Below are 21,429 nucleotides of genomic sequence, written 5' to 3'. Positions count from 1 at the left end.
CGATTTAATTTATATTGATCCTCCTTATAATACAGAAGCAACAAAAAATGATGGAAATTCCATTGCAAATGATAAAGAAAATGTTCAAGCAGCCAAATTTGTTTATAGAGACAAATATTCTCGAAATGGTTGATTGAATTTAATGAATGAACGGTTAAAACTAGCTAAAGAACTTCTCAAAGATGATGGAGTAATTTTTGTATCAATTGATGATGCGGAACAAGCCTATTTAAAAGTTTTGATGGATGAAATTTTTGGTGAAGAGAATTTTATTACTAATTTTGTTTGAATTTCGAACAAGAAAGGAAGACAAATTGCTGGTGATAAGGCTGTTTCAGAAACTTTTGAATATATTTTAATGTATAGGAAAAGCGAAGAATTTTACCAGGATTTTAATATAGATTGAGAATATGCAACAAAATTGATGCCTTCTATTTATGAAAAGAAAGATTTAGAAATTAAAGAAGATAAATTTGGAAAGTACATAATACAAAATGAGCTTTATAACACAAATATAAAAGCATTTAATGAAAAAACTCGTCCGAATTTATATTTTCCAATATTTACAAATGGGAAAGAGATAACAACTATTTATAAAGAAAATTATTCAACAATTTATCCACCCAAAAATAAATATGGCGTTAATGGCGTTTGAAGGTGGGGTAAAGAAAAAATAAATAATGAAAGCTATAATCTAGAAGTTTTAGAAATAAAAGGTCAGTTTAAAATATATACCAAAGTAAGAAAATTTAGCTATAAGTTAAAAAATATATTTTTATCAGAGAAGATTAGCACACGATCTGGAAATGTTTTACTAGATTCTATTTTGAATTATGCTGATTTTAATACAGCAAAACCAATATCATTAATAAATTTAATATTGAAGGTATTAAATAAACCAAATGCTAGAATTTTAGATTTCTTCGCAGGTTCCGGTACTACTGCTCATGCCGTTTTGGATCTTAACAAAGAAGATGGCGGAAGTAGAACTTTCACATTAGTCACAAACAACGAAAATAATATTGGTTTAGATGTAAATTATGAAAGACTTTACAGAATAAATCACGGGATAGGATCAAAAGGCGAAACTTTTGAATGAGCTAACAAAAACGAGCCATATAAATCTAATTTAAATGTTTATAACATAAAATATTATGATATTAGTTTATTTAATAATATTGATGTTAAAGAAATTGTAAAAGAATTAATTAAATTATTAAAAGATTTTGGAGTGAATTCGCTTAGTGAAGAAAATGAAAAAGACTATACTAATTTATTAAATTCATTATTATCATTAAAACCACAATTAAAGGAAAATAATGAATCTAACTAATTCTCAATCTCGTGTAATTAATGCTTTGGTTAATAAAACACTTAATAGTATAAAATCAAATATTCCTGATGCAACATATTTTAAGGCTCCAACAGGTTCTGGTAAAACTTTTATGATGCTTAATTATGTTGACCAATTAATTGAATGAAGTAAATTAGAGAGTGACCAAAAACTTGTTTTTGTAATAGTTACTTTATCAAGTGCTGAATTACCAAAACAAATGGAAGAGAGTTTTAAAAGCTATAAAGATTATCTTTTAAACAAGGATATTCAAATTGAAAGAATTGAAAGTCCATCAAATATATCTAAAAATTCTAAAGTAGAAAAAAACTATCAATTTTTTGCTAAGGAAAATCATTTATACATAATGGGGGGAGCTTCTTTTAGAAAAAACTCTATTTTATCAGAACAAGGATCAATAGAATCTTTTTTAGGAGAAATTAGATTAAACGGATATAAACTAATTTACATTCGTGATGAAGCACATATTGGTGCCGAAGTTAAAAAAACTAATCAATATGAAAAGAATTTTGAAGAAAAAATGCAAAATTCTGCTCATTTTATTGTTAAAATGACTGCAACACCAAAAACCGACCATAATTTAATTGAATTAACTGAAGATGAATTACTTAATGATAGAATTCAATTATTAAAAAACAAGAAATATTACAACAAAAATATTGAAGATGGTAGTTTATTAGATAATGAAGTCATTTTACAAAAAGCATGTGAAGAATTTAAAATAATAAAAGAAAAATATAATGATAATATTATTGAACCCGGACTAGTTGGAATTAACCCTGCTATGCTTATTCAAGTTGATAATGATAGTTCTGATAAAGAAAAAAGTTTAATTTTTGACCAAAACATTGATTTAATTATAAAAACATTAGAAAAGAATAATTTATCATGAGTAAAATATTTTGACCAAAATAACAAAGATAGTAATTTAAGACATAAAGCAAATTATTCACTAAGAGACATTTCCAAAGATTCATCACCAGTTGATGTAATTATTTTTAAGGTAGGTCCAGCAACAGGATGAAATATACCTAGAGCATGTATGTTAGTGCAATTAAGACATATCTCATCAAGTAATTTAAGTATTCAAACAATTGGAAGAATCAAAAGAAACCCATTTCCTGGGTTTGATTTCCATGAAACATCTATTGCAAAAAATTATTATTTATATAGTAATGTGAATATTAAAGAAGAATCATCAAAATCATTTATTTTAAAAGAAAAATTTGTTTCTGAGGAATTTATTTCAGGAAGCATTGAATTAAAATATAAGAATAAGTTAATTGATGAAGAAGTTTATAGTGCAGAAATCTTGAAAGAACTTGAAAATAAAAATCACTTTAATAAAGAAATTTTTGATCAAAAATGTATGTCTATTAAAAATCAATTTAAAGAAAATGGTTTTATTATAAATGAGTCAAAAACATATGGAAAAAGCTTGTTTGTAAGCAGTAAAATTTACAATTTACTTGAACTTGAAATTTACAATAAAAAATCACTTTGTCAATTTAGAAATTATCTAACTAATAAAATATTAGAATTTATTTGAAACTTTTATGATATGAATTTGAAAGAAAAAATTAACAAACACATATTCTGGTTTATTTTTATTAAAAGGTTCGGTGACTTATTAAAAGAAACTTACAACAAACAATTTCAAAAGGAAATATCACAAAATTCAATCACTTATAAACTAGATCAAAATAACCTTTTACCAGCTTATATGAATGATTATGGAGATTTTAAAAATATAATAAAATCTAATGAAGAATTTGCATATAGAGATAACTTATTAGAAGAAGTCGAATTTAGATTAGATTCAAATTCAGAAAAATTATTTGTTAAAAAACTTAAAGATGTTATTAGGATCAACAAAAATGTAAAAGTTTGATCAAAAAATCCAGTTAATAATGGAGTAAATTTTCAATATATAACTAGTGAGCTAGAAGTAGCTAACTCATACCCAGACTTTTTAATAAAAAGTAATGATCACTTTGTTTATCTAGAAATTAAAACTTATAATAATGATATAGATGAAGAAAAAACTAAAAAACTTTATCAAGAGTATTTAAATTACATAAAGCAAAATAAGAATAATAATATTAAATTAACTCTTTGCATTTGTTTAGTTGAACAAAAAAAGGACGAGTATAATTTATATTTTGCAGGTGCAAGTACAATAACTTCGCTAAATGAAAAGTTACAAGAAACTAAAAGCAATTCCGTAAAATTACACGATAAAATTAAGAGTGATTACTATTTTTCATTGAACGACATATTAAGTTGGAATAAATAAAAGGCTGAATTATAAAGTCAGGTACAAGAGTTTAATTAAAACCCCCCTCCACTCGAACATATAAACAATTAAGTTTCTTCGTGTTTGAATGGGGGGCATTTTCTAAACAAAATATAAAATTAAAATTATATTGGGAAAATCATTTGGACACTTCCGAGTGATTTTTCCCAATCTATAAATAATAAAAATAATACTTTTAAATTAACACTTTGTGTTTGCCTAGTTAAAATTATAAAAATAAAGAATAAAATTAATTGCACACTTTATTTTGCAAGAGCAAGTTTAATTCAAGACATTAATGAAAAACTGCAAATTATTGATCCAAAAACTCATAGCACACATGATAGAATAAAAACTAATTATAATATTTCATTAAAAGAAATTATTACTGCCCAAGTATTAGAAGAAAAATAAATCTTTTTAAAGTAGAAAAAATATTCAGACAAAATCCGAATATTTTTCTACTTTATTAATGGTTGTTGTTTTATTAAGCAATTTTAAGCATTCTGTTCATATTTGAAATTCAAAAGTAAAAATATGTGATTTATAATGAATTAAGTAAATCTGAAATTTTCTTTGCAGCAATAGCTCCATCGCCAACAGCTGTAACGATTTGACGAATTTCTTTTTTTCTAATATCACCGGCTGCAAAAATTCCTTTTATTTTAGTTTGCATATTTTCATCTGTGATAATAAAACCTTTTTCATCAGTAATATCTAAATCTTTAATGAATTTTGTTGTTGCTTCCATTCCGATATAAGGGAAAAATGATGCAATTTCAATAGTTGTTTCTTTTCCAGTAACATTATTTTTAATAATGGCTTTTTCAAGTTGTTTTTCACCTTCTAAACTAACAATTTGGCTTTGTCTAAATATAGTGATGTTTTTTGATTTCATTAAATCATCTACTAATCTTTTTTCAGCGGTAAATTCTTGATCACGAATTACAAAATAAACATGTGAAGCAATTTTGGTAAGATATGTTCCTTCTTCGACAGCGGAATTTCCTGCACCCAAAATAAGTGTTGGATAGTTTTTGAATAATGGCCCATCGCAAATTGCACAAAAACTCACTCCATTATGGTAATATTTTTCAATATTTTCAATAAAATTTGGTTCTCTATTTTTCATTCCTGATGCAATAAGAACTGTCTTACTAAAAATTGATGTTCCATTAGATAAAACTAATTCTTTTTTAAAATCTGAATGGTTTATTAATTCTATAACTTCCCCGTATTGATATTTTGCACCATATTTTTTACTGTGATCAAAAAAGCTAGTCGCTAATTGTCACCCTTCTACTATTTCTGTTCCTAATCAGTTTTCTATTTTATTTGTTGATGATAATTTTCCTCCTGGTGCGCCTTTTTCAACAAAAATAACATCTAGGTTTGCTCTTGAAGCGTAAAGGGCTGCATTTAATCCAGCTGGACCAGCACCTATAATGGCAAGATCATAAATTTTTTCCATTTTCTCTCCTTTATTTATTTAACTCATGTATATGATAAAACTCTTTTGAATAAATGAGTAAATGTTGTTCTTTTTACATAAGCTATGTAGTATTCAGGATATTCATACTCATAGTGTTTAAAAATTTTTTTATAATATGTTGTTTTATATGTAATTCTTCCTCAGAATTGATAATATATAAATATTAACATTCCGGCGATAGCAAAACCAATAGCTATAATTGAGTAGTATAAATATGATTCTTGTCTTAATGGTTCTAAGGCAAGTCTTAATATACCATATCAAAGTAAATATAATCCAGCTGTTGCTCCTGGTTTAAAGGTTCATAATAAATTAAATACTCAAACAATTAATAAGTATCCAACTAGATTCGCTAATCCTTCATATAAGAATAATGGATATCTATAAGCTCCTTTTAATCCTAAAGCATCTGTGTATGAATCTGAGATATATAAATTATTTGCAAAAGATTTTCCGAATATTATTGATGAAGCACCAGTTCAATCTATTTTTCCATAAACTTCATGGTTACCATAATTACCAAATCTTCCGAGGAATTGACCGACTAAAATTGTTGGGATAATTATTGAAATTCCTTTTCTAATATCGATTTGGTCTCTTTTGGTATAAGCATATATTAAATCAGCAATCATTGTGAAGAATACACCACCTTGAATACTTAAACCACCATCTCAAATCGCGTATCAAGCAGAACCTAAAAATGGATTTGGACTATAAATTAATTCTTCAAAAACAAAACCTAAACGTGAACCAATGATTCCCATTGGTACTGTGATCAAAATTAATCCATATAAAACATCCATTTTTAATTTTTCTCTTTTTCAAAAGAATAAAATAGTTAAAATTGATGCTAAATAACCAGACATAATCATTAATGAATATGTATAAAAAGTAAATGACCCGATAGTAAATAAAATACTTGGTGTTCCTTCGCGAAAAGCTATATCAGGGACATAACTTGGTGCAATTAAATTAGTCATTGTTTTCTAACCTCCTTTTTTCTATTTCTTGTATTACATTTAATCCGTCTTTTTTAGATAAATAAAAACCTACAGCAGTTTCAATTAACGAAGCAGCAGACCCTCCCTCTTTAATAGGGATTTGGATTTTATTTATATATCTACCAAAAACAGGATATTTTAAAAAATCAATTCCTAAACGATCTAATTCTGTTTGTTTATCTGTTTTAACTAATTCAACAACTAAGTCAATAACTGATGAAGAAGCAACAGATTTAACCCCATAAATATATTTTACATCAATTAAACCTATTCCCCGGACTTCTAGCATATTTTTAGTTATTTTTGGCGAGCGACCAATAAAAATATTTCCGTTATCTTGAATTAAAACAGAATCATCACTAATAAATATATGGCCACGTTGAATCAATTCTAAAGCAGCTTCAGATTTACCTACACCACTTTGACCAATTATTAAAACACCAGTTCCTCCAACCATAACTAAACAAGCATGAACTTGTATTTCATCTAAAAAATAATTATTTAAATATGATCCAACATTTGTAGAAAGTAATGAAGTACTAACTCTAGTTAAGCAAATAGGAACCCCATATTTATCTGCAACTTGTACTATTCAATTTAAAGCAGGTTTTGAAACACCCTTTGATAGGATAACAATAGGCGGCTTTTGTGAGAAAACATTGTCAATTGCTTTTATAGAAGCCGATTTACCAATTTTTTGAAACCAAAATGACTCACTTGTTCCTCAGGCGATCGTGTTCTTGTTTATTCTTTCATTGTTAATTGATTGAGATAATTCTAATCCTAATCTTTTAATGGCGGGTCGATAAATGTAGTTATAATAAATTTTATCTTTATTTTTATTGATTAGTTTTAAGCTAAAGAAATCAATCAATTCTTTAACACTAACTTTTTTATTTTTAATCATAATTCCTCTATTTAATATATTTAATTATATATTAAACTTTACTATTTTTTTAAAACAATCTTTTCCATATTATTTTTGGCTTAAAACTTTTTCTAAAAATTCGCCTGTATAACTATTTTTATTTAGCGCAACTTGTTCTGGTGTTCCGGTAGCAACAATTCTCCCTCCATGAATACCGCCTCCTGGACCTAGGTCGATTATATGATCACAAGATTTGATAACATCTAAATTATGCTCAATAACAACAACAGTATCTCCATTATTAACAATTCTGTTTAAAATATTTATTAATTTTTTTACATCATGGATATGTAGACCGGTTGTTGGTTCATCTAATACATATATTGTTTTTCCAGTAGGTTTTTTCTGCAAGTAAGTTGCTAACTTCACTCTTTGAGCTTCGCCTCCAGAAAGGGTTGTTGAGATTTGACCAAGTTTTATGTAACCAAGACCAACATCTTGTAAAAATAAAAGTTTTTCAACAATTTTTGTTTTAGAACTAAAGAATTCAATTGCATAGTCAACACTCATTTCTAAAACATCATTAATATTTTTATTTTGATACTTTATTTCTAATGTTTCATGATCATATCGTTTTCCATCGCATTGATCACAAGTTATATAAACATTGGGCAAAAAATGCATTTCAATAATTAAATAACCATCTCCAGAACATTTTTCACATCTTCCACCAGCAGTATTGAAACTAAATCTTCCTTTTGTATAACCTCTTACTCTTGATTCTTCAACATTTGCAAAAACATCTCTAATATCATCAAAAACACCTGTGTATGTAGCGGGATTACTTCTTGGAGTTCTTCCTATTGGTGATTGACTAATTGAAACAATTTTATCAACATTGATTAGACCATCAATACTATTAAATTTAGCTTTTTTTCTTTGCAAGGCATCAACAATACCTTGCATTTGATGAAATCCATTTACTAAAATATCATTGACTAATGTACTCTTTCCACTTCCAGAAACACCGGTTATACATACAAATTTACCTAATGGAATAGTTACGTTAATGTTTGTAAGATTGTTTTCTTTTGCTTCTTTAATAGTTATTGATTTACCATTTCCACTTCTTCTAAATTTTGGAACCTCAATTTTGTATTCACCTGAAATATATTTTCCTGTAATTGATTCTGGGGAATTAACAATGTCTTGTAATGTCCCACTTGCTACTATTCGTCCACCATTTTCACCTGCTAATGGGCCAATATCAACAATATGATCTGCTGCATAAATTGTTTCTTCATCATGTTCAACAACAATTAAAGTATTACCCAAATCAACCATTTTTTTCATAGTGTTTATTAGTCTTAAATTATCTCTTTGATGGAGTCCAATCGAAGGTTCATCTAAAACATATAAAACACCACTTAAATTAGAACCAATTTGAGTTGCGAGTCTAATTCTTTGTGCTTCGCCCCCAGAAAGAGTTTCAGCACTTCTGTCAAGAGTTAAATAATCTAAACCAACATCTTTTAAGAAACTCAAACGGTTGATTATTTCAGTGGTAATAATGTTCGAAATAGTTTTTTGATATTCATCAAATTCATAAATAATTTTTTCAAATGTTAATAGCATATCAGCAATCGATAATTGTGTCATTTGATAAATATTTTTTTGTGAGATTTTGATGCTTAAAGCGTAAGGGTTTAATCTAGCTCCTTTACATAAATGACAAGCAACAGAACTCATATATTTACTTAAATACTCTCTTCTTGCATCTGAAGTAGTTTCAAAATACAAGCGTTCAATTTTTGTTAGTATCCCTTCAATTGTTTGGTTTTTGCGATATTTATTATTTGAAGAAGAAACGATATCGAATTGAATTTTTTCTTCTCCAGAACCATATAATAAATATTTCAATTTATGATCAGGAATTTCATCAATAGGTAGATCAAGAGGAATATCATAGTGGTTTAATAATGCATTAAATTCTTGTCACTCTAAATTACTTGAATTAACAGTGTTTTCAAAATATTTTATTGCGCCATTTTCAATTGTTTTTCATGTGAAAGGAATTACAGCATCAAAGTCAGCTTTAAACTCAATTCCTAAACCTTTACAATTTTCACACATTCCATATGGTGCATTGAATGAAAATAATCTAGTTTCGATTTTAGGAATTGAAAAATCTTTATAAATACAAGCGTGCAATTTTGAAAAAGTTAAAATTTCATTATTCTCAAGGTTTTCAATTTTCGCAATTCCTTTTGCTTTATCTGTTGCAATATTTATAGCTTCTGCAATTCTGTTATATTTTTCTTCAACTAATTCAACTCTATCAATGATTAAATCAATATTATGTCTAGTATTTTTATCTAACTCAATCTTATCTTGAAGCATATAGATTTTATTATCGACTTTTACTCTTATATAACCTTCAACTTTTAAACGTTCAAGTAAGTTTGCATGAGTCCCTTTTTCATTTTCAATTAAAGGAGCATAAATAATCAACTTAGAACCATTTTTTTGCTTATACAATGTGTTTAGGATGTCTTTTGTTGTTTGAGAAGTTATTTCAATATTATGATTTGGACAAAAAGATTTACCAACCCTAGCATAAAGTAGTCTTAAATAGTCATAGATTTCTGTTACTGTACCAACGGTTGATCTAGGATTATTGTGAATAGTTTTTTGTTCAATAGATATAGATGGACTAAGTCCTTCAATTTTTTCAACATTCGGTTTCTTGGTACCGCCTAAAAATGTTCGAGAATAAGAGTTTAATGAATCAATATATCTTCTTCTACCTTCTTCATAAATAGTGTTAAAAGCTAAAGAACTTTTACCACTGCCACTAAGACCAGTAAAGACAATGAATTTATATTTAGGTATTTCTAATGAAACATTTTTAAGATTATTCTCTTTTGCTCCAGTGACTATTATTTTATTATTTTTTTGGTCCATTTATGCTCCTTCTAATTAATATTTATATTTTACTCTATTTAGTTAAAAAGTATAAAAATAATGAGTTTTAGCGCTTAATTATTACATTTTTATTGTTTTACAAAATTTTATTTTTAAAGCATATAAATATAATATGAAAATCAATATATTATGTTTTTGTTATAATTTAATTAAGGTCTAAAGGAGAAATATGGAAATAAGTCGTTCAGCTTTTTTAGTTATTTTTTTATTTATATTATTTTTTATATGAAGTACATATATTATTCTATTTAAATTGAGAATTTGACATTTAAATAGAGATATTTATGTAACTAATAAGAAAACTATGATATTTTATTTAGGATTTTATTTAATTTCACTAATTTTATCTATTATCATTGTTGTATTAGTTTTAAAAGGTCTAATTTATACTATTGAATATACTTTTGATGAAAAAGGAAATAGAATTGCTAAGGATAATGAAGTTATAAATGTTTATACTAGCATTGACTTTTTATTGCCTGCACTTTATTTACTTACTAGTTTAATTCCATTTTGTCTAGTATTGTACTATTTACTAAACTCAAAAGTATCTGAATATATTAAACCAGATGAAGTTTTAATATTCTATGATAATTATTCATTTAATATTGATGAAGTCGCTAAAAGTTATTATGTTTTAAAGCCTTCGAAAACTAAAAAAGCAAATCAAGTTGAAAAGACTGTAGTTTATGAAAGCTATATTTCATCTAGTTTAATATTTTTTAAATTAAGCAAGAAATTTTTTTATAAGAGCATTATCAAAAAAACTGTTTCATTTGTTTTATACAGTCCATACGCAATTCCGAATGGTTCATTTGAAAAAAATCATAAAAATTTAATATGTATGTATTTGATTGCATCTATTAGTATTTTAAATAAATTATTTGTTCAAAAAATTACTCTTGAAGAATTATTAAAAAATCTTAAGGGCTTAACTTATTAAAGTCAATTTTTTATTGACTTTTTATAATTATTTTTCTAAATAAAGGTAAAATTATTAAATATATGAAAAAGACCAAAAAAAATAAAAATTATAATTATGATAATTTAAATCTTTATCAACGGTTTGAGATATTAGCTATTAATTCCAATGTAGAATTAATTGAAGATAAAAAATGATTATCAAAAACTACTGGAAAAACTCTTAATACTCAACTAAATTTAATTACAAAAAAAATAAATTTATTTGATGAGGGATATGATCTTTTATCAGCTGATGAAATTAAAGAAAAGATAATGGAATTTAATGAGTTAGAATTAAAAATTAATCAAGAAAAGAACTTGTTTATAAATGATTATGATTTTCAAAGTGATGATCCAGATTGAATACTAAAATAAAAATATTGTAAGGAGCATTATGAAAGTAAATATAGCAATTGACGGACCAAGTGGAGTTGGAAAATCAACAGTTTCAAAAGAAATTGCAAGAAGATATGGTTATACATTTATTAATAGTGGAAGTGTGTATCGTGCAATAGCTAAAAATGTTGTTGATAAAGGTGTTGATTCTCGCGATGTAGAAAATGTTATTAAAACGCTAGAAGTTGGTATGATTAAACTTTTAGAGAATGATCGCATTGAACTTTATGGGAATGATGTTTCACATCAAATAAGAGCTGATTATATTTCTCAAATTACACCGAATATTGCAAAAATACCTGAAGTGCGACAATTTGTGGTCGATTATATTCAATTTATGACAAAAAAGAGAAAAGGCTATATTATTGATGGACGTGATACTACATTTAAAATTATGCCCCATGCAGAAGTGAAGGTATTTTTATGAGCTGAGGCAGAAGAAAGAGCTCGTAGAAGAATGCTTCAAAATCAGGAATTAGGTTATAATACTGGTTTTAATGAAGTTTTATATGATGTTAAAAAACGTGATGAAATGGATATGAATCGAGCAGTTGATCCACTCCACAAAACTGAGGATTCTACCTATATTGATTGCACTGACTTAACAATTGAAGAAGTTATAGATAAAATAATTGATTTAGTTAATTTAAAAAAGGATAAATAATGAAAAATACTATTGCAATTATTGGGAAGCCAAATGTAGGAAAAAGCACTTTATTCAATCGCATTATTGGTAGAAAAGTATCGATTGTGTATGATGAACCAGGTGTTACTAGGGATCGTTTATATGAAACTATTAAGTGAGCTGGTAATGAAATTAAAATAATTGATACTGGCGGGATAGAGATTGAAAATAAACCATTTCAAGAGCAAATTCAAATTCAAGCAAAAATAGCTATTGAAGAAGCTGATGTAATTGTTTTTATTTTTGATGGTACTAATGAAATTTCTAATGATGAACTTTTCATAATGAATATTTTAAGAAAAAGTAATAAACCAATTATTGCTGCGGCTAATAAATTAGAATCTAATCAAGATTTTGATTATGGATGATATAAATTAGGTATTGATAAGATTTTTCCTATTTCTGCTCTACATGGTGAAGGAGTTGGAGAAGTTCTTGACGCTTGTGTAGAGTACTTAGATTTTTCTAATAATGAAGAGAATGATTCATTTAATTTAGCAATTATCGGAAAACCTAATGCAGGTAAAAGTTCCTTATTAAACAATCTTTCAAAAGAAAATCGTTCAATTGTTTCTGAAATCGCCGGGACTACTAGAGATAGTGTTAAGTCATTAGTTGAAATATCGGGCAAAACATATAATGTTATTGATACAGCTGGAATTACCAAAAAATCAAAATTAATTGAGAGTGTTGATCATTATGCTTTGATGAGAGCTATGAATTCATTAGCTGAAGCTGATTTATCACTAATCTTAATTGATGCTACACAACCTGAGGTTTCGCATTTTGATTCTCGAATTATCGGATATGCTCTTGATAATAATAAACCATTAATTATAGTTATTAATAAATGAGACTTGGTAACTAAAGAAACAAATACTATGGCTGAATATGAAAAAAAGTTAAGAAACAAATTTCATTTTGTTCCTTGAGTTCCCTTCGTTTTTATCTCGGCTAAGTTTAACCAAAGAATTAATAAATTAGTTGATAAACTTAATGAAGTTAGAGAAAACTTAGAAAGAGATATTAAACCATCTTTATTATCATCATTAATTTTAGAAACTCAATTAATTCAACCTGCACAGCCATATAATGGCGGAAGATTAAATATTTATTATGTTCGTAAAGAACTTGCGAAAATACCAACATTTACATTTTTTGTAAACAATAAAAAATTCTTACACTTTTCATATGAAAGATTTCTTGAAAATCAACTAAGAGCTACATTTAATTTTGAGGGTTGCCCGATTAAAATGATTTTTAAAAATAAAAAAGGACTTGAATAGTATGCAAATGGAAATTACAATAAGAAAACTTCAAGAGTATTTAAAAAATAGATATAAAGATCGTAATGATAGTGTTAGACTATTAACAAAATTAATAGAAGAAGTTGGAGAAGTTGCAGAGGCTATAAATATTTCAAAAGGCTGAAAGCCTAAAAAAGATGGAGTTTCATTAGCGGAGGAATTATGAGATGTTATTCATTATGTTGTTGCGCTGGCAAGTATTAATGATATTGATCTAACAGAAGTAATCCTTAAAAAAGATGAAGAAGCTTCTAAAAGATATAAACATCCCATTAACTTAAAAGAATTTATTGAAGGAAAGCCATATATTTTTCCTGAAAAGACAAAATAAAAAAAGTAGGTAAAAATAATTGTATGAAACTATTTATTAAACTATTTTTATATTCGTTATTGAGTATTTCGATATTATTTTTTATTTTTACATTTTCAATAATCCCTCCAATTATTATTAAACCATTTTATTATTATCACTTAGCTCACTTTGATTATAAATCAATTGATTTTAATAATGGACAAATGGACTATAACCAATTAAAAAGTGCTTATGATGAGTTATTTAACTACTTAATATTTAATAAAAAATTCGGAACTGGCGAATTAGATTTTTCACAATCGGGAATGCAACATTTTGAAGATGTTAGAAGACTATTTATGGTCAATTTTATCGTTTTTGGAGTGACACTTTTTATAATTATTTTAGTTTTAATAGTTTCAAAGTTAATCAAACAAAAAATAAGTTTTATTAAATCAGGTTTTATTGCTTCAATAATTTTATTATTACTAATTGTCATTATTAGTATTTTTGCTGCAAGAGATTTTGAATTTGCATTTAGAAAATTTCATGAGATATTTTTTCCAGGAAAAACTAATTGAAACTTTAATCCTAATACTGATGAAATCATTAAAATATTACCAATTACTTTTTTTAGGGATAGTGCAATTTTTATCACAATTTTGATTTTTGCTTTCGTCTTATTTTTTATTGTTTTTCAAGTTATTATCTTTTTGAGAAATTACAAGCGAAAAGAAAGATAATTAGTGTTTATTTATATTATGAGCCATAATTATTATTTTATACATATGAAAGTTTAGCGAAAAAATAAATATTATGATGATAATGTTATTTTTATGTTAATTAGATTTTATTTATTTTTAAATAATTAATATTATTGTAAAATAATAAAGCAATTTATTATTTAAAAAGGAATTAAAATGCGTAAAGTAGTAAGACTTAAAAACAAATTGCGCGCTGAAAAAAGAGCTAAGAAACTTTCAAAAGAAACAGCTAGAGATAAAAGAAGACAAGATAAAGCTGTTGTCGCTTAATAGTTGCGTAATAGTTATTGACACCATATGGTGTTTTTTATTATTTTTTGCTAATTTAAAAACAAAAAAATAATAAATTTTATGAAAAATAAATATTGCAAAGCTGAAAAAAATAAAATCAATACCAAAAAAATTAAGGGATTTATTATAATTATTATTAATTAAAAAAGGAGAATTAATGAGTGAATATAAATCACTATATCGTAAATATCGTCCAAGAAGTTTTGAACAAGTTGTAGGACAAGAACATGTTGTAAAAACACTTAAAAATATTCTTGTAAATGAAAAAATAAATCATGCATATTTGTTTTCTGGTCCAAAAGGAACAGGAAAAACATCAATAGCCAAGATTTTTGCCACTGTATTGAATTGCGTTCATAGTGTTGATTCAACAGCTGCTTGCAATGATTGTTTAAAAAAAGTTGATATAAATTTAGATATTATTGAGATGGATGCCGCTTCTAATAATGGTGTTGATGAAGTTAGATTTTTGAAAGAAAAAATTGAACAAGCACCAATTAATGGGAAATACAAAGTTTATATCATAGATGAAGTGCATATGATGAGTAAAAGTGCATTTAATGCCCTTTTAAAAACTTTAGAAGAACCACCAAAGCATACTGTTTTTATTTTAGCTACAACTGATCCACAAAAAATACCTTTAACTATTTTATCAAGAGTGCAGAGATACAACTTTAAGAGAATGAGTGATTTAGAAATCATAAATCATTTAAAAAAAGTTTTAGATAATGAAAAGATAGAGTATGATGATGAAGCGTTAAAAATAATTGCTTTATTGTCTTCTGGCGGTATGCGTGATGCTTTATCAATTGCTGATCAAATGGCTTCATTTTATGAAAATAAAATTACACTTGAAGGATTAGAAAAAAATTTCGGTGTCGTTTCAATTGATAATTATATTAATCTTTTAAATAGCCTTATTAAAGGGGATATAAAAAGTGTTATAAAGCAAGTTAATGAGTTTAATATAAATGGTGCTGATGCTAGTAGATTAATTAATGGTTTAATAAACATTAATAAGGAGTGGTTATTATATTATAAAACCAAAGAAAGAAGTTTTTTAAAGTGAATTAATTTAGAGCAATGTTTAAAGCTCAAATTAAGTGTTAAAAATAGTTTGATAATCTATCAAGAACTTTATGAGGTTTTAGGGAAGATATCTAGACATGAGTTTCCGTTTGAATTGTTACAAATTGCATTAATTTCTCTAATTGAAAAATTGGATATATTAACAGAATTAACCTTAAATGAAAATAAAATAGAACCTATTAAAAATACAAAACCTTACATTGAAACTTCGCCCATAAAAAAAGATATAATACCTGAACAAAACAATACAATTAGTGAAAAAGAAGAAGTAGATGATGATTTTTTTGTTCAAGCAAAAAAAGATAATTTTTTAAAAAGTAAAATTAAAATAGAAGATACTAATTTTCCCAAGCATGAACAAATTTTTAATGATGCAAAAGAAGTTTTAAATAACACAAAAGAATACTTTTTTAAAATTAACGATCAAACAGGTGAAATTAATGATTTGACCTCCGAAATCGAATCATTACAAAGTGATGCAAATACATCTGAACAAATTATTGACGCAAATGAAATCAATTTTTTTGATAACAACTTTAAGATAGAAACTTATGAAGAATATATGCATAATGTTTTGAACTTATTATTGTTTGCTAAATATAAAAAAAGTGATTGCGCAAAGCAATATGCTGCATTAAAACGTAATGATGAAATGATTACAAGTGATGTTAGTTCGGAATATTTAAAAGAAAAAGAACTATTAAAAAATACTAAAATAATTGGTGCTACTAGAAACGCAATTGTTTTTTGTGTTGAAAATTATGAAATTTTAGAAAAATTAAAAAATAAAGCAAAAGACTACAATTTGCAATCATATATTGATTATTTATTTAATGATGGATATAAAACTTTGTATTTTATATCTTCTAATGAGAAAGATCAAATTATTGAAAAATTTAATTCATTTAGAACAAGTGATGGTAAAATAAAAATTCCATTTCAATTAATTGAACCCAAACCTCCGACATTAATAAATCCAAAAAGAAATGATAATGCGGAAGATATTTATAAAACATTTTTTGAAAAAAAGAAAGAGGACTAATTATGAACCCAGAATTAATTAAAAGACTTAAATCAATGCAAAAAGAACTTGAAACTAAACAAGCAGAATTAGAATCAAAAGAATTTGTAGTAGAAAAACAAGGAATTAAAATAACAGCTCTAGGAAGTCGTGAAATTCAAAATATAGAATTAGATGAAATTTTAATTGACCCTGAAGACAAAGAATTATTGCAAGATTTATTAGTTGTTGCATTTAATGAATTGATGGATAAAATCCAAGAAGCCCAAGAAGAACTTACTCCTAATAATATGCCTGGTGGATTTCCGTTTTAATAATGTTTAATTCAGATAAGATCAATAATTTTATTTCAAGACTTATAAAGTTGCCAGGAATAACTAAAAAATCAGCGGAAAAGATAGTTTATTGAATTTTTGAAACCGATGAATCAGAGGTAAATCTATTAGCAAATGCATTTAGAAATGTGAAAGAAAACACTACTTTTTGTCAAATGTGTACTAATCCTATTTTTAATGATGAAGAATGTGAAATTTGTACAGATGATTCTAGAGAAAATAAATTATTAGTAGTCGAATCACTGCAAATACTTAATAAAATAGAAAAAGCTAATTTTTTCAAAGGAAAGTATTTTGTATTTGGTAAGAAATTAAAAAGTGATTATTTAATTGAAAAAGAAATAGATTTGATTAATAAATTAAGTGAATATGCAAAAGGATTTGATGAAGTAATTTTAGGAATTTCACCAAATTTTGATGGTGAAATTATCAAATATGTTCTAAGAAAATATTTAAAAAATAATGCAAAAAAAATAAGTGAATTAGCAATTGGACTTCCAATTGGTTCCTCAGTTGATTATATTGATGAAATGACACTTAAACAATCACTTATTAATAGAACAAAAGAATAAAAAGGGGTAGTAAATTATGTTTATAACACTTGAAGGTCTTGATGGTAGCGGTAAAACTACAATAATGAAAGAAATCGCGATTAGATTAAAACAAAAATATTCGAAACTTGAATTGATAGAAACACGCGAACCAGGTGGAAAGGATCTTAAAGAGGCCGAAAGAATTAGAGAGATAATTTTAGATAATAAAAGTGACCTTTCGCCAGTTGCTGAAGCGATGTTATATTCAACAAGTAGAAGAATACATTTAGAAAAAATTATTTGGCCAGCTATAAAGGAGAATAAACTTGTTTTATGCGATAGATACATTGACAGTTTTTATGCATATCAAGGCTTTGCGCGAGGCCTAGGTTATAAATTTGTTAAAAATCTAACTACATTAATAATAGATGGAGCAATTCCTGATATTACAATATTTTTAGATGCTACACCTAGTGATTCAAAAAAAAGAAGACAAGAATCACGTTTATTTGAAGACCGCTTAGAGAATGAAACATATGAATTTCATGAAAAAGTATATAGTGGCTATAAACAATTAATTAATGAAGATCCAAAACGTTTTATCATTGTTAATGCAATGTTAAGTTTGAATGAAGTGTGTGATAATATAATGGAAAAACTTGAACAAAATCAAAAATTTAAGAATTTTGTTAAAGAATTATAATGCAAGAAGTTTATTTACATTTTCAAAAACTTGTTAAAACTGATAAATTATCACACTTATATTTAATTGATGCTTCTAAAATATTGGATATAAAAAATGTTATTTATAATATTGTCCAAATTTTGAATCAGGTAAATGATAAAACATTCATTTTTAAAGAGATTGATTTTAATGATCTTTATCCAAATATTTTTTATTTTGATATTAAAAAAGCTGTTCATAAAAAAGAAGAATTAAGAAATTTTTTTAGTAGTACAAATATCGCTTCCGTTTTAGAAAATCAGAAAAAAATAATTATTGTTGAAAATATCGAATTTGCTTCAAATGAAGCCTTAAATGCAATTTTAAAAGAGATTGAAGAACCATCAAAAAATACTTGCATTTTATTAATAACAAAAAATCCAAAGTCGCTATTAGCAACGATTATTTCTAGAGCTCAATATATCAAACTAAAAGAAGATGAATATGCTGACATTATTAAAAATTTTGATATTAATGAAACAAACGAATTTACCCCTGTAGCAATTAAATTTGCTTATAATTCATTAGATTTAGCTAAGGAATTTAATTCAAAAAAGTATCAAGATTTATTTAAACAATACACAGATTTAATGAAGGCTTTAATAACAAAAAAACATAATTATTTTCCACAATTTTATATTGCCATAAATGACGATTTAAATAAAGAAGATATGAATAGAACTATGTTTATATTAAGTTTTATTAAAATGTGCATTTTAGGATTAAATAATAGGAACAATTTTTTTATAAAAAATGAGTTTTTTGAAAAAATAAGTGAAATAAATTCTCTAATTTTAAAATATCCAAAAATATTTATTTGAGTTAAACATATTAATGAATTTTTAAATAATTTATCATTAAATGCAAGTTTTAAAATTCAAAAAAGTGTTATGTTGCTTAAATTAGGAGAAATTTATGAGTAAAATTTATGTTGTTGGAACGCCGATAGGAAATCTTAGCGACATTACAATTCGTGCTTTAGAAATATTAAAAAATGTTCCAATAATTGCCTGTGAAGACACAAGAGTAACTCAAAAATTACTTGATAAATATCAAATTATTGGCAAAAAGTTAATAACATACAATGCTTTTACAGAAGAAACTACTTCATTGAAAATAATTGATTATGTTTTAAATAAAAATCAAGATGTTGCCATTGTGAGTGATGCCGGAATGCCTTGTGTTTCTGACCCCGGATTTGAAATCATTAAATTAGCTCGTATGCAAAATATCGAGCTTGAAATTATCCCAGGTGTTAGTGCTGTTATAACAGGTTTTGTTGGCGCAGCATTTAGTAATACATTTAGTTTTTTAGGTTTTGTAAAAGATAAATCTGAACAAAGAAAAAAAGAATTTAAACAACAAATTATAAATGAAAATCATTCATATATTTATTATGTTTCACCACATAAATTACTTGATTGTTTAAATGATATTTATGAAGTTTTTGATGATAATATTAAGATTTGTTTAGTGAAAGAATTAACTAAAATCCATGAAACTTGATATTTTGATTCTGTTTCAAATTTAATTAGCATATTTATGAAAAAGCCTAGTATTAAAGGCGAGTTTACTCTTTGCTTAATGAAACCTAAGTTAAAACATCAAAAGAAGAATAAATACCAAGAATTTAGTAAAGTAAATTAAAAAACATACTAATGTATTTTAACTACTAGTATGTTTTTTAATTATTATTTTTATTCAAAAACAATATAATCTTTAAATTTTTCTATAAATGATTTATCGGTTTCTTCTAAAATCTTTAAAGCAAGCTTTTTAAGTAAAATTGCATCAGCAATCTTTCTAATGTTTATATCATTATTATTTTCCATATTTAAAAATGTCTTAACTCTTTTAATTTCATAATTTATTTCTTTATTAAATATTGAAATGTCAAAGGTGTGCGCAACGAAGTTAAATCAGAAAAATGATATAATAGCATCCTCAACAACTTCTTTTTTATCTCCTACAAAGTCAGATTCAAATTGAAAAGCTTCAATATCATTATTGACTAGATCATCAGGTAATTCAATTTTTTCATTAGATTCTCTAATTGACTCAATTACCCTTCATCCAAATTCGAATAGTGTTTCTGAAATAATTTGTTCTAATATAGATTTACGGATGTATTTTTTGACATCATCTAGTGTTTTCAATTCTTCAATACCTATTTTATATGCATTTTCATCTGTGATTGGTTCTGGTGTAATAGTGAATGCTTCTTCTATTTTAATTTCTAATGATACATCTTTATTAGCTTCAAAAGTAAATGTTTCACCTACATTTTTACCAATTAACTTATTTTCTAAATAATTAACATCTTTATAATCATCTTTTATATCACTTGATGCTATAATTTCAAATTTATTAACACGATTTGTACCTTTGTGCAACGCTTCAATATGGACCACATCACCTTCATTTATTACTGAATTGATTTCTTTTTTATCCCTAAATTTAAAATTATTGATGTATGATTTTGTGAATTCATTAATTTGTGTTTCATATTCAGGATTCATACTAAATGGAACTTTCTTGCATTGATCTATTTTTAAATTTTTAGTAAATTCTTCATCTAGATAATATGATTTTAATTGAAATGTAAATTCATTGATACTGAATTTTTTATTTAAAATAATTGGTCTAAAATAATATTTATTTTCTTTAATTTTTTGATTATTTAATTTAAATTCATTGTTTAAAATATGATCTCCATAAGCATCGACTGCATAATCTAAAATAACTTGTTGATTAATTTTTTGATTTTTGGATTCTAAAAATTTTAATGCATCATTTTGAATCTTAATTCATTCAGTTCCGTCGATTTTAAAATCTTTTATTATGTGTTTCATTATATTCTCCTAATTAATATTTGATATTATAAATTATTTTTAATTTAATTTAATATTTAGATATTAAATAATTCATCTTTTGAAGTATAATCGTACTTTATTTAATGAAAAAGAATATTGTTAGAAAACAATTTTGATTTTTTAGTATTATTTATATTTATTAATAAATTATGTCTTATAA

Annotated in this window: 19 protein-coding genes; 14 read left to right on the top strand and 5 right to left on the bottom strand. The window is 25.5% G+C overall.

Annotated elements, in window-relative coordinates:
* Positions 1 to 4: 4 nt before the first annotated feature.
* Together EXC48_RS04235 and EXC48_RS04230 are read left to right on the top strand one after the other, a co-directional pair.
* Positions 5 to 1,333: a site-specific DNA-methyltransferase gene (locus EXC48_RS04235; protein WP_223216335.1), complete on the top strand. Its 1,329-nt coding sequence runs from the start codon at positions 5 to 7 to the stop codon at positions 1,331 to 1,333.
* Entirely contained in the window at positions 1,320 to 3,650 is a 2,331-nt protein-coding gene (locus tag EXC48_RS04230; RefSeq protein WP_129721014.1) for a DEAD/DEAH box helicase, read from the top strand. The genes EXC48_RS04235 and EXC48_RS04230 overlap by 14 nt, the downstream gene beginning before the upstream one ends.
* 544 nt (positions 3,651 to 4,194) lie before the next feature.
* On the opposite strand, the gene EXC48_RS04225 is transcribed toward EXC48_RS04230, so the two are convergent.
* From EXC48_RS04225 to uvrA, 4 genes are all read right to left on the bottom strand, one after another.
* Entirely contained in the window at positions 4,195 to 5,121 is a 927-nt protein-coding gene (locus EXC48_RS04225; protein WP_129721012.1) for an NAD(P)/FAD-dependent oxidoreductase, read from the bottom strand.
* A gap of 14 nt (positions 5,122 to 5,135) precedes the next feature.
* On the bottom strand, positions 5,136 to 6,122 hold the full coding sequence (lgt, locus tag EXC48_RS04220) for a prolipoprotein diacylglyceryl transferase (RefSeq protein ID WP_129721011.1): 987 nt from the start codon (positions 6,120 to 6,122) through the stop codon (positions 5,136 to 5,138).
* Entirely contained in the window at positions 6,115 to 7,050 is a 936-nt protein-coding gene (hprK, locus tag EXC48_RS04215; protein WP_129721009.1) for an HPr(Ser) kinase/phosphatase, read from the bottom strand. Before hprK ends, lgt begins: the two co-directional genes overlap by 8 nt.
* A gap of 69 nt (positions 7,051 to 7,119) precedes the next feature.
* The gene (gene uvrA, locus EXC48_RS04210; RefSeq protein ID WP_129721007.1) at positions 7,120 to 9,975 is read right to left on the bottom strand and encodes an excinuclease ABC subunit UvrA; all 2,856 of its coding nucleotides are present in this window, start codon (positions 9,973 to 9,975) and stop codon (positions 7,120 to 7,122) included.
* 190 nt (positions 9,976 to 10,165) lie between these two features.
* Here uvrA and EXC48_RS04205 point away from each other — a divergent pair, with 190 nt between their 5' ends.
* The 12 genes from EXC48_RS04205 to rsmI all read left to right on the top strand — a co-directional run bounded on the left by EXC48_RS04205 (position 10,166) and on the right by rsmI (position 20,043).
* On the top strand, positions 10,166 to 10,939 hold the full coding sequence (locus tag EXC48_RS04205; RefSeq protein WP_129721005.1) for a hypothetical protein: 774 nt from the start codon (positions 10,166 to 10,168) through the stop codon (positions 10,937 to 10,939).
* A gap of 62 nt (positions 10,940 to 11,001) precedes the next feature.
* On the top strand, positions 11,002 to 11,334 hold the full coding sequence (locus EXC48_RS04200; RefSeq protein ID WP_129721003.1) for a hypothetical protein: 333 nt from the start codon (positions 11,002 to 11,004) through the stop codon (positions 11,332 to 11,334).
* Between the two features lie 19 nt (positions 11,335 to 11,353).
* Positions 11,354 to 12,019 (top strand): (d)CMP kinase, encoded by a 666-nt coding sequence (gene cmk, locus EXC48_RS04195; protein WP_129721001.1) that lies wholly within the window; start codon positions 11,354 to 11,356, stop codon positions 12,017 to 12,019.
* Positions 12,019 to 13,326: a ribosome biogenesis GTPase Der gene (gene der / locus EXC48_RS04190; RefSeq protein WP_129720999.1), complete on the top strand. Its 1,308-nt coding sequence runs from the start codon at positions 12,019 to 12,021 to the stop codon at positions 13,324 to 13,326. The genes cmk and der overlap by 1 nt, the downstream gene beginning before the upstream one ends.
* 7 nt (positions 13,327 to 13,333) lie before the next feature.
* Positions 13,334 to 13,678, top strand: coding sequence for a MazG nucleotide pyrophosphohydrolase domain-containing protein (locus EXC48_RS04185; RefSeq protein ID WP_232954710.1), 345 nt, complete (start codon positions 13,334 to 13,336; stop codon positions 13,676 to 13,678).
* A gap of 23 nt (positions 13,679 to 13,701) precedes the next feature.
* The gene (locus EXC48_RS04180; protein ID WP_129720997.1) at positions 13,702 to 14,382 is read left to right on the top strand and encodes a TIGR01906 family membrane protein; all 681 of its coding nucleotides are present in this window, start codon (positions 13,702 to 13,704) and stop codon (positions 14,380 to 14,382) included.
* 469 nt (positions 14,383 to 14,851) lie between these two features.
* Positions 14,852 to 16,825 (top strand): DNA polymerase III subunit gamma/tau, encoded by a 1,974-nt coding sequence (gene dnaX / locus EXC48_RS04175; RefSeq protein WP_129720995.1) that lies wholly within the window; start codon positions 14,852 to 14,854, stop codon positions 16,823 to 16,825.
* Between the two features lie 2 nt (positions 16,826 to 16,827).
* Positions 16,828 to 17,118: a YbaB/EbfC family nucleoid-associated protein gene (locus tag EXC48_RS04170; RefSeq protein ID WP_129720993.1), complete on the top strand. Its 291-nt coding sequence runs from the start codon at positions 16,828 to 16,830 to the stop codon at positions 17,116 to 17,118.
* 2 nt (positions 17,119 to 17,120) lie between these two features.
* Positions 17,121 to 17,711 (top strand): toprim domain-containing protein, encoded by a 591-nt coding sequence (locus EXC48_RS04165; RefSeq protein ID WP_015287686.1) that lies wholly within the window; start codon positions 17,121 to 17,123, stop codon positions 17,709 to 17,711.
* A 16-nt stretch (positions 17,712 to 17,727) separates the two neighbouring features.
* Positions 17,728 to 18,375, top strand: a complete 648-nt coding sequence (gene tmk, locus EXC48_RS04160) for a dTMP kinase (protein WP_015287685.1) — start codon at positions 17,728 to 17,730, stop codon at positions 18,373 to 18,375.
* On the top strand, positions 18,375 to 19,319 hold the full coding sequence (locus tag EXC48_RS04155; protein ID WP_015287684.1) for a DNA polymerase III subunit: 945 nt from the start codon (positions 18,375 to 18,377) through the stop codon (positions 19,317 to 19,319). Before tmk ends, EXC48_RS04155 begins: the two co-directional genes overlap by 1 nt.
* Positions 19,312 to 20,043 carry a 16S rRNA (cytidine(1402)-2'-O)-methyltransferase gene (gene rsmI / locus EXC48_RS04150; RefSeq protein WP_129720991.1) on the top strand — a complete coding sequence of 244 codons (732 nt, stop codon included), beginning with the start codon at positions 19,312 to 19,314 and terminating at the stop codon, positions 20,041 to 20,043. The genes EXC48_RS04155 and rsmI overlap by 8 nt, the downstream gene beginning before the upstream one ends.
* Before the next feature lie 50 nt (positions 20,044 to 20,093).
* On the opposite strand, the gene EXC48_RS04145 is transcribed toward rsmI, so the two are convergent.
* Positions 20,094 to 21,248 carry a trigger factor-related chaperone gene (locus EXC48_RS04145; protein WP_129720989.1) on the bottom strand — a complete coding sequence of 385 codons (1,155 nt, stop codon included), beginning with the start codon at positions 21,246 to 21,248 and terminating at the stop codon, positions 20,094 to 20,096.
* Positions 21,249 to 21,429 lie beyond the last annotated feature (181 nt).

The organism is Mycoplasmopsis cynos (assembly GCF_900660545.1).
Taxonomy (GTDB): Bacteria; Bacillota_I; Bacilli_A; order Mycoplasmatales; family Metamycoplasmataceae; genus Mycoplasmopsis; species Mycoplasmopsis cynos.
Note: the sequence above shows the minus strand (reverse complement) of the source record. Positions and strands in the feature narration are given on the sequence as shown.